Source organism: Methanocella paludicola SANAE (assembly GCF_000011005.1).
GTDB classification, from domain to species: Archaea; Halobacteriota; Methanocellia; order Methanocellales; family Methanocellaceae; genus Methanocella; species Methanocella paludicola.
The window spans coordinates 2,383,630-2,397,317 of sequence record NC_013665.1; the positions used below are offsets into that span (position 1 = coordinate 2,383,630).

The 13,688-nt window shown below is 58.2% G+C and carries 13 protein-coding genes and 1 tRNA gene; 8 read left to right on the forward strand and 6 right to left on the reverse strand.

What is annotated here, in order from left to right; translation table 11 throughout:
- Positions 1–28: 28 nt before the first annotated feature.
- From MCP_RS12295 to MCP_RS12320, 6 genes are all read right to left on the reverse strand, one after another.
- Positions 29–955 carry a prenyltransferase gene (locus tag MCP_RS12295; protein ID WP_012901176.1) on the reverse strand — a complete coding sequence of 309 codons (927 nt, stop codon included), beginning with the start codon at positions 953–955 and terminating at the stop codon, positions 29–31.
- An 11-nt stretch (positions 956–966) separates the two neighbouring features.
- Positions 967–2,124 (reverse strand): TolB family protein, encoded by a 1,158-nt coding sequence (locus MCP_RS12300; RefSeq protein WP_012901177.1) that lies wholly within the window; start codon positions 2,122–2,124, stop codon positions 967–969.
- A gap of 82 nt (positions 2,125–2,206) precedes the next feature.
- Entirely contained in the window at positions 2,207–3,313 is a 1,107-nt protein-coding gene (locus tag MCP_RS12305; protein WP_012901178.1) for a DUF1743 domain-containing protein, read from the reverse strand.
- A 43-nt stretch (positions 3,314–3,356) separates the two neighbouring features.
- Entirely contained in the window at positions 3,357–4,538 is a 1,182-nt protein-coding gene (locus tag MCP_RS12310) for an aminotransferase class V-fold PLP-dependent enzyme (protein ID WP_012901179.1), read from the reverse strand.
- A gap of 47 nt (positions 4,539–4,585) precedes the next feature.
- Complete coding sequence (locus tag MCP_RS12315) at positions 4,586–4,792, reverse strand: MoaD/ThiS family protein (RefSeq protein WP_012901180.1); 207 nt, start codon at positions 4,790–4,792, stop codon at positions 4,586–4,588.
- A 3-nt stretch (positions 4,793–4,795) separates the two neighbouring features.
- Positions 4,796–4,996: a hypothetical protein gene (locus MCP_RS12320; RefSeq protein WP_231845214.1), complete on the reverse strand. Its 201-nt coding sequence runs from the start codon at positions 4,994–4,996 to the stop codon at positions 4,796–4,798.
- A gap of 111 nt (positions 4,997–5,107) precedes the next feature.
- Between MCP_RS12320 and MCP_RS12325 the strand changes: the two genes are divergently transcribed.
- The 8 genes from MCP_RS12325 (at position 5,108) to MCP_RS12360 (ending at position 13,684) form a co-directional block, all read left to right on the forward strand.
- Positions 5,108–5,192 (forward strand) — tRNA-Ser (locus MCP_RS12325).
- Positions 5,193–5,248: 56 nt separating this feature from the next.
- Complete coding sequence (locus tag MCP_RS12330; protein ID WP_012901182.1) at positions 5,249–6,019, forward strand: class I SAM-dependent DNA methyltransferase; 771 nt, start codon at positions 5,249–5,251, stop codon at positions 6,017–6,019.
- 82 nt (positions 6,020–6,101) lie between these two features.
- Positions 6,102–7,043 (forward strand): polyprenyl synthetase family protein, encoded by a 942-nt coding sequence (locus MCP_RS12335; protein ID WP_012901183.1) that lies wholly within the window; start codon positions 6,102–6,104, stop codon positions 7,041–7,043.
- Positions 7,044–7,129: 86 nt separating this feature from the next.
- Positions 7,130–8,488 carry an asparagine synthetase B family protein gene (locus tag MCP_RS12340; RefSeq protein ID WP_012901184.1) on the forward strand — a complete coding sequence of 453 codons (1,359 nt, stop codon included), beginning with the start codon at positions 7,130–7,132 and terminating at the stop codon, positions 8,486–8,488.
- A complete protein-coding gene (gene gatC, locus MCP_RS12345; protein ID WP_012901185.1) occupies positions 8,479–8,763 on the forward strand; it encodes an Asp-tRNA(Asn)/Glu-tRNA(Gln) amidotransferase subunit GatC in 285 nt (94 codons plus the stop codon). Before MCP_RS12340 ends, gatC begins: the two co-directional genes overlap by 10 nt.
- A 2-nt stretch (positions 8,764–8,765) precedes the next feature.
- Positions 8,766–10,148, forward strand: a complete 1,383-nt coding sequence (gene gatA / locus MCP_RS12350) for an Asp-tRNA(Asn)/Glu-tRNA(Gln) amidotransferase subunit GatA (protein ID WP_012901186.1) — start codon at positions 8,766–8,768, stop codon at positions 10,146–10,148.
- Positions 10,149–11,579 carry an Asp-tRNA(Asn)/Glu-tRNA(Gln) amidotransferase subunit GatB gene (gatB, locus tag MCP_RS12355; RefSeq protein WP_012901187.1) on the forward strand — a complete coding sequence of 477 codons (1,431 nt, stop codon included), beginning with the start codon at positions 10,149–10,151 and terminating at the stop codon, positions 11,577–11,579. It begins immediately after the preceding gene.
- Positions 11,570–13,684 (forward strand): DNA topoisomerase I, encoded by a 2,115-nt coding sequence (locus MCP_RS12360; protein WP_012901188.1) that lies wholly within the window; start codon positions 11,570–11,572, stop codon positions 13,682–13,684. Before gatB ends, MCP_RS12360 begins: the two co-directional genes overlap by 10 nt.
- Positions 13,685–13,688: the final 4 nt, after the last annotated feature.

The window sequence follows — 13,688 nt, forward strand, 5'->3', positions numbered from 1 at the left end:
ATCACGGGCAACATGGCATATGCCAGTTTCAGAGAACGAATGCGACTGTAAGCACTATGGTCGCCAGAATATACGAGTCGCTCGCCGACTTCATGTACGGCACCAGCGATCGAGGCCGGTCGAAATACTTGAGCAGCCCCTGGCAGGCAAAAGCGCTCAGCGGCAGGGCGACGAAGGCGATAGCGGCAAAGTACGGGAGCATGCCCGACAGGATACCCGCGAAAAACGCCAGGTAGGCAAGAGCGCTCAATAATATGAACACGTAGACGGCATTTTTTCGTCCCAGCCGCACGACCAGGTTCTTCTTCCCGACGGCCGAGTCCGCCTCATAGTCGGGGAACTGGAAGATGTACATGGCGGCCGTGTTAAGGAAAGCCACGGGCAGCGACGATACGAACACGACCGCGAGGGGCACGAGAAAGTCGTTAAAGTTCGCAGGGGACAGGGGCACCTGCACCACGAAGGCGCCAAGCACCATCAGAGGGGTGGCGATGAGCCGGGCAGTCTCGCCCAGGCCTCGGTAGGCCAGCTTAAAGGGCGGGGCCGTGTAGAAGAAGCCGATGACGGCGCCGATGAAGCCGACGGCGAGCACGGCCGGGCTCCGGGTAATGACAATGAAAATGCCGAGCACGGCGCTGAGCCCGAAGCTCAGGAGGCCCGCGATAAGCACGCTCATGGGGCTCAGCTTTCCCTCGGGCAGGAGCCCGCTGCCGCCGCTGTATGGGGTGCGCTCCTTGTTCAGTACGTCGGTGCCGCTTTTGAAGTCAAAATAGTCGTTCACGATGACGGTACCCGCGTGAAGCGCCATCATGGCCACGACCGCGAGCACGCCGTAGAGAAGGCTAAATGACTCTGGCACATATGCGTAAGCAACGGCCGAGCCCATTACGACGGGCAGCGCCACGAAGATCAGGAAAAGCACGCGAAATTCCTTAAGCCAGGCCTGTATGTTCATGGGCACGACCTTTACTGTATGGACATAGTGTAGATGGCCGAATAGCCGTCCCTGTTGTCCAGATAGGCAATGCGGCTGCCGTATAGTACCGGCGCCCTCTGGTCGTTCGGCTCGTTCGTGATGCGGCGCTCAACGTGGGTGTTCAGGTCGTAGGCGTAAATATCCCAGTTGCCGTTACGGTTGTCGTCGTAGACCAGGGTGTTGTCATAAATATCGGCGTTCCACTGCTGGCCCTCGTGCGTCGGGCAGTTGGTAGTCCCGGTGTTTATGTCGTAGATGTAGATGTGGTCCTTGCCTTCCATGTCCGAGTGGTAGACGACAGTGTGGTCGTATATGCGGGCGTGGTTGTTGTTGCCCGTGCCCGAGGATATCTTCCGGGCCGCCGGGGTCTTCCACGACAGGTCGAGCAGGTAGATGTCGCTCCCCGTGCCGCTCACGACCGTGTAAACCAGCTTATCGCCGTAGATCCGTATGTCCAGCGGCTTGGGAAGGTCGGACATGACGTCGGAGGCACAACCCTGTATCATGTCGAAGACGTAGATATGGTAGCTGGGCACCCAGTTGCCTTCAGAGTTATAGTGGCCCACGTCCTGGTAGTATGCCAGCCTGTCGCCGAACATGGTGATGCTGTTGCGGTTGCTGTTGTCGTCCGTACAGGTGAGGAGCGATTCCCTCGTCTTGATATCATATAAGTAGATCTTGTTACCGCTGTTAGGGTAGAACAGCATGACCTTACCCATGCTTATCGTGCCGAACGAGAATACCGTACCGTCGGCGATCTGGGTCCGGTCGCCTGTGCTGGTATCGTAAAGGAACGTATAGTTCTTCGTCCCGTCGAACATGTCGTACACGATGTAGCGCTCCCAGATGCCGGGATAGGAGAACTCGAAGTTGCCGACGGTGATTTTCGTGTCCTGCTGGTAGACCCCCGTATCTATCGTGGGCGTGGGCCCCGTGCTGGCCTGAGGGGTAGGCGTCGCCGTGGGCCGGGGCGTCGATGTGGGCGTCGGAGTAGGCGTTGGCGTAGGCACCGGCGTGGGAGTGGCGTCAGGCGTAACGTAATCATATATGTAAAAGGCACTGGCTCCCAGGATGATAATGAGAACTGATAAAGCGCCGAGAAATATGAGCTCGGACGTGAGGCTTCGTTTTGGCGGCTGAGGGGTCATAAGATGGGCTCTTTAGCACTTTAGCGACTTCAATCGGATAATGACAACAAGTATTAAGTCTTTTTCGGTTACTGAGCGGGGGTCAACCAGTAAGGATGGGCGTCTTAACATCCATGAGCGCCTCGGGCGGGGAGTCGATCATGCCCAGGGATGCCACAGCGCCGATGATGCCGCGTTCCCCGGTGATCTCGTACGTTCGGACCCGGGACTTCCGGGCGGCAGCCTGCGCCTCATCGATAGTGACAACGCCGTTCCTCGCCCTGCAGGCAAAGCTCAGCAGCTCCGGGCAGGCCTTGAGCCCTATCTTTACGGCCATGCCGGTATCCTTCGAATGGGTCTGCTCCCGGAGGTAATCGGCCGCACGCTGGATGAGCGATTCGACAAGCTCCTTCTTGACCGCCAGCTCGATATAGCTCACGGCGTTCCCGGCGGTCTTGCCGGGCACGTCCGGGTAGAGGAAGCCCACGTTATGGGATATCCTCCGCACGCCCTCGATGGAGGATAAGAGGTCGAGCATGGAGAGCGTGAGGGCGAAGGTGGCGCCCGAGTCGGCGTCGTCCGTGTCGTCCACGCCGATGGCCATGTGGGTCAGCGCCTCCGTCACGACGATGCCCTCGACGTAGTCGCCCTTTTTCGAGTATTTGATGTCCAGCACGCCGTCGGCGCTCTCCATCATCTCGGTGAGCGAGTACGCCGGGCCGCCGAACGTGCGAATATGCTGGTAGACCAGGCCATTGCTCACTGTCACTTTTTCCAGGTCGAGTGATTCGTTGGCCACGCTGGCCACCGGCCCCGTCTTAACCTTCTGGCGCAGTATGAGCCCGTTCTTACGCACCCTGGGGTTCCCGATCGCGTACATGTACTCGCAGAAGGCGATGCATCCCTCGCTCCGGCACTCGTGGAAGATCTCGACGATGTCGCCGTCTACCGTGGTGAAGATACGCCTGCAGGCCGACGCGGGGAGGCTCCTTATCCGGCGCATGGCGTACTTTGCCCGCTTTCGGCCGGAGCGCTCCTCGAGGACGCTGATGCACCCGTCGTCCACGAACCGGTTAACCCAGTCCTGCACGGTGCTCCGGGGCATGCCCGAGGCTCCCGACAGGTCGTAGACGTCAAAAAAGCCCTTATCCCGGGCGATCTTCTCGATGAGGCCTAGCAGCTCCTTGCGCTTTTCGAGGGACTTGAGCATGGTCGATGCACGCTATTTAGTTGCATGTAAGAGATGAAATAGCTTATGTGAGTGTCTTCGCGATCATTTCTACGGAGGATGCCAGTGTGTCAACTTCTTCCTTCGTGTTGTAGCAGCCGAACGAGGCCCTCACTGCGCCCGTTATGCATAGCCTCGCAAGGGCGGTCTGGGCGCATAATGCGCCGCTCCGGACGCAGACCCTCTTCGTCTCGTCAAGTATCATGGCGACGTCGTGGGAGTTGAGGTTCTTCACGTTGAACGAGACCAGGGAGCCCCGGTCCTCCGGGCCGTATATCTCTATGCCCGGTATCTCCGAAAGGCGCTTCGCACAGTACTGTGAAAGCTCCTTCAGGTGGGCCTCGATGTTGCCGACGCCGAGCTCCTCCACGTATTTTACGGCACGACCGAGGCCGATCACGCCCGGGATGTTCGGCGTGCCGTACTCGAACCGGGAGGGGATGTCATCGAAGCTGAAGCTCTTTATGGTCACGGTATTCACGGTACCGCCGCCGACGAAGACCGGCGTCAGCTCTTCCGGATTTTTCACGCACAGGATGCCCGTTCCCTGGGGGCCGAGCAAACCCTTGTGGCCGGGCGCGCATATGAAATCGATGTCGGACGCTTTGAAATCGTACTTCATCTCTCCGAGGGACTGGGCGGCATCGAGCAGGAGCTTAACGCCATGCTTTTTTGCGATCCTCACGATGGCGGGCACATCCTGGACGGCGCCGAAGAAGTTGGAGATGTGGCCGACGGCGATGAGCTTCGTTTTATCGGTGATGGCGGCCTCGATCGACCCGGCGGCGATGACGCCCTTCTCGTCCGTATCGATTGCCGTCATGGTGACGCCCCGGTCGCCAAGCCTCTGCCAGGGCAGTAAGTTACTGTGATGCTCGGAGATCGACGTGATGACGTGGTCGCCCTTCTTCCAGGGCATGCCGTAGGCGACCATGTTGATGCTCTCCGTCGTGTTACGGGTAAAAATGGTGTTGCGAGGGGGCACGCCGAGGAACGACGCTACGGCCTCGCGGGCGTCCTCGTACTTCCCGGTGGTTTCCCGGGAGAGCCGGTGAGCTCCCCTTCCGTAAGGGCCGCAGTACTCGAGGAAGTACTCGTCCATGGCCCGGACTATTTGCACGGGCTTCTGGCTCGTGGCCGCGCTGTCGAGGTAGATGACCTTTTTCAGGACGGGAAAATCCTCCCGGATCTTATGGACGTCGTACATGGCCGCTCCTTCGCTAGCTTATGGCCGGGCAATATATTAAAGCTTGTTTAGCCGCCCGATACGACACGCATAACATCTATATGATCCCCTGATACGCGGGAATCGAAGGCGACGGGCACCCCGCCCCTGAAGACGACCACTGTCTCCGGGTTGACCTTTAAAAATGATAAAAGGTCGAAGTAAGTCGCGCCGTCGGGTAATTCCAGCTCACGGCTGCTTACCTCGCCCACAAATAGCTTAACAGTGACCTTCAAGCCTTAAACGCCCTCTTTGGGCCCGATAATGCGGGACTCGACCTCGCCCTCTTCCACGGGCGCGGTCTCTTTTTCGTATTCCTTGTTCAATTCTTCCATGTCAGTAAGCCCGGTCACGTTCTTACCAAGGAGCTTCCTGTCCTTTTCCTGCTCTTTCTTGGTGCCTTTCCTTTCGATGTTCCGCTTTCTGAACTTGTTAGGCATCAGTATCACTATGATGATATTGGATGCACAAGATATAAATACTCCCGGCATATAAATTGGGGAGCGTGTCGGGCGTCCTGTATGACAGGACGGTTGACGTTTTCCGCGGATGCCGAGGTACTCTAACGGTAAGGGACTGGTCTCGAAAACCAGCGGTCGCAAGGCCTTAGGAGTTCAAGTCTCCTCCTCGGCGCCATTTCGCATTTTCAGGATATTGCCTATTTTAGCAAGCTGCACATATACCATGATCGTATGAACTCCGCGGAAAGCTTACACCGCTTCTACTCCGGCTTCGCCGGCAAATATGACCTATTCATGCCGTGGGATCAGCGCATACGGAGAGAGAGGCGATTTTTCAAGTACGTGCTGGACGCGAACAATGTAAGCTCCGTACTGGACTGCTTTTGCGGAACGGGGTTCCATGTGGACATGCTGTCCGACATGGGGTATGACGTTGAGGGCATCGATATATCGCCCGACATGGTCGGGAAGGCGAAGGAGAACCTGAAGACAAAGGGATACGACTCGAGAGTCCAGCAGGGCGACGTGAAGGCGCTTGAAAATAAAAAGAAGTACGACTGCGTACTCTCCATGGGCAACTCGCTGCCACACGAGTTCGGCGACGATAACATATTGAGGGCGCTGAAAGGCATGTACGGGGCGCTCAACGAGGGCGGGACATGCGTCATACACATGGAGAACTTCGACCGCCTCTACGAGGACCGCGAGCCGTTCATACCGTCGATGCACAGGCGGGACGGGCGCGGCACGGACACGTTCATCTTCGCCATCGAATACTATGAAAAGAAGGTCGTCTTCAACATACTTTCCGTCATCGAAAGAGGGGGCCTGCCGGAATTCGCCGTCGATACCGTAGAATATTATCCCTTAAAGACAGGACGTCTCAGGGAGCTGCTGGCAGAGGCAGGATTCCAGGATATCAGGAGCTACGAGGACTTTAAGATGTCGCCACAGGGAAAGGAAGGGACATACGACATCATCATGGTGGCAAAAAAGCAATAATTATTTTTCTCTAAGCGACCTCCTGTCAGGCCTGCACAAGCAAACAATTATATCTTGTTGCGGAATCTAAAGGATAGATAATATGGAGAGTTCCCTCAAGGACATCGAAGCCCTGATGGAGAAGCGGGCTTCTATTATAGACAGCAGACTGAACGCGCTCGCCTACGCCATAGAGCCGATGTTGCTGTCCGAGGTGGTCAGGTACGCTCTTTCGCTGAAAGGAAAGCGGATACGCACGACGGTACTTACGCTATCGTGCGAGGCCGCGGGCGGCGACATGGAAAGGGCGATGGCTCCGGCCATGGCAGTGGAGATGCTCCACAACACGTCCCTCGTACTGGACGATATCATCGATAAGTCCGACATCCGGCGGGGAAAGGCGACGATCAATAACCGGTGGGGGAACGAGATGGCGCTCATCGCCTGCGACGTGATGCTCTCCCTCGCCATACGCGAGATAACCCGCAGTGACCTGGGGCTCACGAAGCAGATGATCGATTGCGTCGCCGACTCCATGCTGAGGCTGGCCGAGGGCGAAGCGCTCGAGCTTGAGAAGAAGAAGTTCACCATCGACGATTACTATAAGATCGCGGATAAAAAGACGGCGTCCCTCTTTAGCGCTTCCGCGGAATCCGGGGCGCTGGTCGGCAACGCCGACCAGAAGTACGTGAAGGCCCTGCAACAGTACGGCAGGAGCCTGGGCCTGGCGTTCCAGGCGAGGGACGATATCCTGGATTTTACCGGGACAGAGCAGATCGGGAAGACCGCGTTCCTGGACCTGAAGATGAACCGTCCCACGCTGGTCATGATCCTGGCCGCGGACGACGGCTTTTCCAGGGAAGATATGCTCGGGATGGGCAGGGACAGGCTGCTCGGAGAGCTCGAGCCTTACATTGAGAAAGCCGGCTCCATTTCCCGGGAGAAGGCTGAAGAGGCGAAACGCTATCTCGACGTCATCCCCGAAAGCCTCGCGAGGGACAGGCTCGAAATACTCTGCGAGTATGTGGTGTCAAGGAAAAAATAGCCTGCTTTTTTTCTTCAGCATGAAAAATTACTTTTACTGTACCCAAAAGAAAGCTTTTTAAAAAGCGCAGATAATTGCATACGACGATGTGCGGCATTGGCGGGTTTTCGGGAGCTGAAGCGGGGCCTAAGACGGCGGAGATCATGCGGCTCATCCGGCACAGGGGGCCGGATGGAGAGCGCGTATGGGAGCACGGCACCGTATGCATGGGCCACGTCCACCTGAAGGTCACCGGCGACGCCCGTCAGCCCGTTGCTTTAGGGGACAGGGCGTTCACATATAATGGAGAGATCTATAACTTCAGGGAGTTCATAACGGGAGAATCCGATACGATGGCGCTGGCAGGGATCCTGAGGGATGGCATGGAGGGCTTCATGAAGGCGGCACCGGACATCGACGGCGAGTACGCCTTCGCGTATTATGACGGCTCCCGGCTGGCGCTGGCACGGGACCCCGTTGGCATCAAGCCCCTCTACTACGGTAAGAGCGAGCAGGGCTTCGGGTTCGCCTCGGAAAGAAAGGCGCTGGTACATACGGGAATTAAAGACATACGCACTCTTGCGCCCGGCCACATATATTATGACGGCGAGGAGCGCCCGGCCGCTGGCCTGCCCCGGCATTATCCGGTCATAAAGGACGAAGATGAGGCCATTAATGCGCTTGACGGGGCGCTGGCGAAGTCGATAGAACAGCGGCGGCACAGCGACGCTGCGGTCGCGTTCTCGGGCGGGGTCGACTGCGCTCTCGTGGGCGCAATTTCCGGGCTGCCCCTGTGCACCGTGGGCCTGAAGGGCTCATACGATGTCAGGGCGGCAAAAAAGGCCGCTGAGCTAATGGGCGCTGAGAAGAGACACGTCGTCTACGAGTACGACGAGCGGGACGTGGAAGAAGCGCTGCCCCGGGTGGTGTACGCGGTCGAGAGCGCCGACCCTGTGAAGATCTCCATAGCGCTGCCGCTGTTCATACTTGCCGAGAGGGCGAGGCATGATGGGTACAGGGTGCTGCTGTCGGGGCAGGGCGCCGACGAGCTCTTCGGCGGCTACGCCCGCCACGAGGCCGCGGCAAAAAAAGGCCGGCTGGCAGAAGCGCTGGAGCATGACCTGGAGCACATTGCCGAAGTGAACCTCGAAAGGGACGATGCCGCCACGATGGCCCACGGCGTAGAGCTTAGAGTGCCGTACCTGGGCCTGAGCGTCATACGGGCGGCACAGAAAATGGATACGTCACTTAAGGTACATTTCGATGGTAAGGATTATATACGCAAATATGTTCTTAGAAAAATGTCCGAGAAGTATCTTTCCCGGGAAGTCGCATATGCGCCTAAAAAGGCCATACAATACGGCACCGGCACGCAAAAAACGCTAGAGAGGCTGGCGTCGAAAAGAAACTTTAAGGGCATTCGTGATCATCTACAGTCACTATACGGAGAAAAATTATGGCCATAAGCGTGAAAGACGTCCAACATATCGCGAGCCTGGCCTGCGTGGACCTTAACGAGACCGAGCAGGAGCGCTTTGCGAAGCAGTTCAACTCTATTCTGGAATATTTCAAAGAGCTCGACGGCCTCAATACCGAGGGAGTAGAGCCGACGTACCACGTTATCGGCCTTAATAACGTCTTCCGGGAGGACGATGCATACGAGCCGCTCCCGCAGGAAGAGGCGCTGAAGAACGCCCCGAGACATGAGAAAGGCTACTTCAAGGGCCCCAGGATCGTGTAATAATGGCCCTCTACGAAGAGTCTGTCCACAAGGCGTTCGATCGTATTAAGCATAGTAAGCTGAACGCCTACATTACCCTCGATAAGGAGGGCGCGCTCGAGACGGCGGGGAAGGTGGACGATGGAAAGGTCTCCGGCCGCCTGGCCGGCATGACGGTCGCGGTCAAGGACTGTATTACGACGAAAGGCTTGCTGACGACATGCGGCTCGAAGATCCTTTCTGGATATGTGCCTCCTTTTGATGCTGAGGTCGTCGCACGCCTCAGGAAAGAGGGCGCCGTCATTACAGGAAAGACCAACATGGACGAGTTCGCCATGGGCACCTCGACGGAGTCTAGCTATTACGGGCCTACGAAGAACCCCTGGGACCTCACGAGGGTGCCCGGCGGCTCCTCGGGCGGCAGCGGCGCTGCCGTGGCAGGCCTTGAGTGCCGGATGGCATTGGGCACGGACACTGGCGGGTCGGTCAGATGCCCCGCGTCCTTCTGCGGCGTCGTGGGGATCAAGCCCACGTACGGCCTCGTATCCCGGTATGGCGTGATCGCCTATGCAAATTCGCTCGAGCAGGTGGGGCCGATGGCCCGGAACGTGAGCGACGCTGCCCTGCTACTGGACGTCATCGCGGGCCACGACCCGAAGGATTCCACGTCCGTCCCGCATGACGCCTGCTATACCGATCACCTCGTCGAGGACGTCAAAGGCCTGACTATCGGCGTCCCGAAGGAGTACTTTGGAGAAGGCACGGACAAAAAGGTAGATAATGCCGTGTGGAGCGCCATCATGAAGCTGGACAAGCTGGGCGCCGACTATAAAGAGGTCTCTCTGCCCCATACGAAGTACGCGCTATCCGCATACTATATCATCGCGATGTGCGAGGCGTCGTCGAACCTGGCCCGGTTCGACGGGCTGCGCTACGGCCTGCGCATCGGTAAGGACGAGAACTGGCATACGACCTTCTCCCGCATTCGGGCAGAGGGATTCGGCGAAGAGGTCAAGCGCCGCATCATGCTGGGCACCTACGCGCTCTCCGAAGGCTACTATGGTAAATACTACCTTAAAGCGCTCAAGGTAAGGACTCTCATCAAGCAGGACTTCGAAAAGGTCTTCAAGGGCGTGGACGTGCTCGCGGCCCCGACGATGCCCACGACCGCCTTCAAGATCGGCGAGCATGCGGATGACCCGCTGTCCATGTATATGGCCGATATCGATACCGTGCCCGTGAATTTAGCGGGCGTGCCGTCGATCTCGGTGCCCTGCGGGTTCGCAGGAAAGCTCCCCATAGGCATCCAGTTCATCGGAGGCTTCTTCGACGAGCCAAAAATAATAAGGACGGCCCACACTTACGAGCTCAACACCGACTTCCAGAAGCTCCCGGAGGGATTTTAAATGGACGGCGACGGACTTGAAGGCAGCGTCATCATAGGCCTCGAGATACACTGCCAGCTGAATAAGCTGAACAGCAAGCTGTTCTGCGGCTGCTCCACGAAGCAGCAGGGGCTGGAGCCGAACACGATGACATGCCCGGTGTGCCTGGGCCTGCCCGGGGCGCTGCCCGTCATCAACAAAAAGGCCGTGGAATACTCCATCATGGTGGGCCTGGCGCTAAGCTGCGAGATCGCCGAGCACACCCAGTTCTACCGTAAGAATTACTATTACCCGGACCTGCCGAGGGGGTTCCAGATCACCCAGTATGACTGGCCCATCGCCTCGAACGGCATCCTCACGGTCGAGGCTGACGGCGAGGAAAGGACCGTGCGCATTCGCAGGGTCCACATGGAAGAGGACCCGGGCCGTCTCGTCCACCAGGGCTCGATCGAGACGAGCAAGTTCGTGCTCGTTGACTACAACCGGAGCGGCATGCCGCTGCTCGAGGTCGTAACGGAGCCCGACCTCCGGTCGCCCAAAGAAGCACGACGCTTTATCAACAAGCTGCGCAACATTTTAGAGTACCTCGACGTCTTCGACGGCTCGCTGGAAGGGGCGCTGAGGGTCGACGCCAACGTGTCACTGAGGGGCGGCGCACGCGTAGAGATCAAGAACATCTCGTCGTACAAGGGCGTGGAGCGCGCCCTGCTGTTCGAGATATCCAGGCAGCAGAACATGAAGAGGCGGGGCGTCAAGGTTACCCAGGAGACGAGGCACTACGACGACGAGCGGAACTGCACGATCACGCTGCGTACGAAGGAGCAGGCGGAAGAGTACCGCTATTATCCCGAGCCCGACCTGGTCCCGCTGTCAGTGAAAAGCTGGGAGCCCCGGCTGAAGGCGACGCTTCCCGAGCTTCCGGACGCCAGGCGCGAGCGCTTCAAAAAACAATATAGCATCTCGGACGACCACGCGAAAGTGATCACGTCCGAAATCAGGGTCGCGAACTATTACGAGTGCGTGGCCGGAAAGTGCGAGCCCCGGCTGGCGGCGACGTGGGTGGCCGACTACCTGAAGGGCGAGCTCAACTACCGGGACCGGGATATCAAGGATGCCTTCGAGCCGGAAAAGATGATCTACATCCTGGAGCAGCTCAAGACGGGCATCATCACGGATAAGGGCGCCGTCGAGGTAATGCGAGCCCTGCTCGACGAGGGCGGCGACCCGAAGGATATTATACTTTCGAGAAACCTTGCTAAGGTCGAGACGGACATTACTAAGGCCGCCGTCAAAGACGTCATCAAGGAAAACCTGGAGGCCATCCGGGACTATAAGGATGGGAAGCCCCAGGCTTTGAACTATCTTGTGGGGAAAGTCATGAAGAAGACGAACGGGCGGGCCGACCCGGCCGAAGTGAACCTGTTGTTGAGGGAGTTACTCGAATGCACCTGATCGTGACGGAGAAGAACATCACCGCCCGGAAGATCGCGCAGCTGCTACTCGGCAGCGCGAAGGAGAGAAAGGTCGACGGCGTCAGCGTCTACGAAGGCGATGACACGGCCGTCGTGGGCCTGTCCGGGCATATAGTGAATATCGACTTCCCCGACGAATATAATAACTGGCAGAGCACTGCGCCAAAAGACCTGATCTGGGCAAATACCGAGATGAGGTACACCCAGAAAAAGATAGCTACGGCCTTAAAAAAGCTTGCGAAGGAAGCGACCCATGTCACTATCGCGACCGACTTTGACCGTGAGGGAGAGCTCATCGGCGTCGAGGCGTATCATATCATCAAGGACGCTGCGCCGGCCGCGAAGTTCGACAGGGCCCGCTATAGCGCCATCACCAGGCAGGAGATCGAGCACGCCTTCGCGAACACCGTGCCCATCGACTTCGACCTTGCGGCCGCCGGCGAGGCCAGGCAGAAGATCGACCTCGTCTGGGGCGCCGCCCTGACCAGATATATCTCGCTTACATGCGGCCGTTTAGGGAATAGCTTCCTGTCCGTGGGCAGGGTCCAGACGCCGCTACTGGCGCTCATCGTGGACCGGGAGAAGGATATCAAGGCCTTCACCCCCACGCCTTACTGGGAGATCTACGCCACGTTCACTAACGGCGAGGAGTTCGTCGCCGGCCACACCGGCAACCGGTTCACGGAAAAAGCGAAGGCTGAGGGCATCATGGCCCGCCTTGGCAGGACCGGAAAGGTCGCCGACTATAAGAAGGAGCCCCGGGTCGAATACCCGCCCATACCGTTCTCCACAACAGAGTTCATACGGGCCGCAGCGAGCATAGGCTTCAGCGCCGCCAACGCCATGCGCATCGCCGAGAACCTGTACGTCAACGGCTGGATCTCGTACCCGCGTACAGATAATACCGTTTATCCCGCGAGCCTGAACCTGAAAGAGATCGTCGCCCAGTTCGCTGGCGGCGAGTTCGGCAAATACGCACAAAGATTACTGGAGCAGAGCAGTTTCAAGCCCACCAGGGGCAAAAAAGAGACCACTGACCACCCGCCCATATACCCGGTCGCCAGCGCCCGCAAGTCGGAGATAAAGGCGGACGAGTGGCGCGTTTATGAGCTGGTCGTGAGCCGGTTCTTCGCCACGCTCGCGCCCCCGGCCGAGTACGAGGTCCGCAACGTCTGCGTGGACGTGAACGGCGAGCGTTTCAAAGCCACCGGCTCCATGCTGTCGACTCCGGGATACAGGCTATACTATCCTTATGGTATGGCAAAGGAAGAGCTGCTCCCCGAGCTGTCCGTCGGCCAGGAACTGGCCGTTAAGAATGCTGCGATGGACGAAAAGCTCACGAAGCCGCCCGTACGCTACGGCCAGGGCAAGCTCGTCAAGATGATGGAAGACCTGGGACTGGGCACGAAATCCACCAGGCACGAGGCCATCCAGAAGCTATATGCCAGGAACTACGTCCACGGCAACCCGCCCGTGCCCACGAACACGGCGTTCGCCGTCGTGGGCGCCCTGGAGAAGTACGCGGACCTCATCACCAAGCCGGACATGACCAGCCGGCTCGAGTCGGACATGGACAGTATCGCGGAAGGCAAGATAAAAGAGGAGGCCGTCGTGCAGGAATCCCAGGGCATGCTCGAGACCATCTTCGACGACCTTGACAAGAACCATAACGATATCAGGGAGGTCCTTTACGAGGGCCTGCGCGAGGACAGGCGCATCGGCAAATGCCCGAGCTGCGGCAAGGACCTTTACGTGAGGAAGAGCAAGAAGGGAGGCCGGTTCATCGGCTGTGAAGGCTATCCGGAATGTAATTTCATACTGCCCCTGCCCCGCATGGGCACTATAATAGTGACCGAGAAGAACTGCGATAAGCACGGCATCAGCCACATCCGTATCGTCAACGGAGGCTCGAAGCCGTGGGACCTGGGGTGCCCGCAGTGCAACTACGAGGAGTGGCAGAAGAAGAACGCCGCCGAGAAGGTCACGCCCGTCCGGAAGTCATCCGAGCCGGCGAAGAAGCCCGCCCGTAAGACCACTAAAAAGAAGGCCGCCGACGATAAGGGCGCCCCGTTAGTTAAAAGTTAAAAAA